Here is an 842-nt window from a genome sequence, read left to right as displayed (position 1 = left end):
ACGGCGCCCTGGAAGGCGCGGAACTCGGGCATCCGCAGGAAGCGGACGAGGTAGCCGCCGTAGGTCAGCTCGGCATGGCAGGCCAGGCAGATCAACCACCCATGCTCCGGCTTGTTCAAGCCGCGATGGAAGAAGTGGTCGAATGCCGCGCCGGGAGCTGGCTGGCCGGTCGGGGTGAGGACGGCCTCGCGGTGGCAGCAGGGGCACTGGCCGTCGAAGGGCTCGGCCGCCACCGCCTTGGCGATGATGGTCCGGCTCAGCGGCGTGAACTCCAGCCGGCCGCCCAGCATGATCTCCTGCGCGGAGAGCTGCAGGAACATCAGGTCCGCCGCATGCCGCTCGAGCGTGTCGAGCCGACGGTGCAGGTCGCGGAACTGCTGGGCGAGGTGCTGCCGCAGCGGATCGTGGTCCGCCGCAGTTGGGCCATCGTGCCACACCAGGGCGGCGCGGACGACGGTGTTGCACCAGAGATGGAACTCCGGCGAGAGGTAGCGGGCGTAGGCCAGCGCGAGCTGCCAGTGCGCCCAGGTCCCGCCGTTGCGGCCACGCAGGGTGGCGACGAAGCCATCGGGGTCGAGGCGGATAATATCATCCTGGATGATATTTTGGCCGGCCGGCTCGTCGAGCTCGGCCCAGTGCATCTCTGCATGCGCGCGAAAGCGCGTGGTCTCCTCGAGGGTCAGCCAGTGGATCGGCCGGCGGTACTCCGGGCAGCCTGCTGCCCGCCACATGTCGGTCAGGTTCAGCATGGTGCCGCGGAGGCGGATGGGCCTGCCTTGGTAGCTGAGAAGGCTGGTGAAGGTCATGGTGATCTCCAACGGGGTTTCGGCCTTGCTCAAGGG

At 68.4% G+C, this 842-nt stretch carries 1 protein-coding gene; it reads right to left on the bottom strand.

What is annotated here, in order from left to right; all coding sequences use genetic code 11:
* A partial coding sequence (locus tag ACFQS7_RS30975) for a KilA-N domain-containing protein (RefSeq protein ID WP_380070989.1) occupies positions 1-806 on the bottom strand: 806 nt, incomplete at its 3' end.
* Positions 807-842: the final 36 nt, after the last annotated feature.

This window comes from Dankookia sp. GCM10030260 (assembly GCF_042666655.1).
Lineage (GTDB): Bacteria > Pseudomonadota > Alphaproteobacteria > Acetobacterales > Acetobacteraceae > Paracraurococcus.
This window is presented reverse-complemented; position numbering and strand designations above follow the sequence as displayed.